The organism is Cyanobium sp. NIVA-CYA 375, assembly GCF_056108345.1.
The window spans coordinates 1-570 of the sequence record NZ_JBSYHW010000404.1 but is presented as its reverse complement, the minus strand read 5'-3'; the positions used below and the strand labels follow the sequence as shown (position 1 = coordinate 570).

General features: G+C 77.5%; 2 protein-coding genes. One reads left to right on the top strand and one right to left on the bottom strand.

What is annotated here, in order from left to right:
* Positions 1–312 (bottom strand): hypothetical protein (locus AC01FP_RS18835; RefSeq protein WP_474482458.1); only part of this gene is annotated, 312 nt, incomplete at its 3' end.
* A 60-nt stretch (positions 313–372) separates the two neighbouring features.
* Here AC01FP_RS18835 and AC01FP_RS18830 point away from each other — a divergent pair.
* Positions 373–570 (top strand): hypothetical protein (locus AC01FP_RS18830; protein ID WP_474482456.1); only part of this gene is annotated, 198 nt, incomplete at its 3' end.

Sequence of the window (570 nt, the reverse complement as noted above, 5' to 3'; positions counted from 1 at the left end):
CCCGGCCCAGCCCTGGCGGCCCAGCACGTCGTGCACGAACACGAGGTGGCGCATCACGGTGGTGGCGTGCTGGTGCTCCAGTTCGAGCAGGCGCAGCCGCAGCTCCTCGCGCAGCCGCGCCATCGATTCGGCCTGGATCACCTCGGGCGAGCGCCGGCGGTCGAGCAGCGTGACGTGAAGGCCGTCGGCTCGGCGCTGCAGCGTCAGCGGCCGGCCCAGGATGCTCTTCATCCAGCGGATCGAGCCCGGCGGTCCGGCGGGGGCGCGGCGGTCGCGCCGCTCGGGGCGCTTGGGGGAAGGGTTGTCGGCCATGCGTGGGTTGTCGGCCGCACGTGGCCGGTCTTGAGCCCACCGGTGCCGGCCCCGGCCCTCTTGCGCGGCCGCAGGCACCTGGCGCGTGAGCCGAAGGGCCGCGCCGCCGGTCAGGGCGCCGTGCCGCTGCCGGCGCCGGAGCCGGGAGCCACCTCGGCTGCAGACCCGCGCGCGGACCCGGGCGCGGGCTCCGGCGGCTCCGGCGGCTCCAGCGGCGCCGCCGCCGTGGATTCCCACTCGCGCCGCGAGCTGTCGACC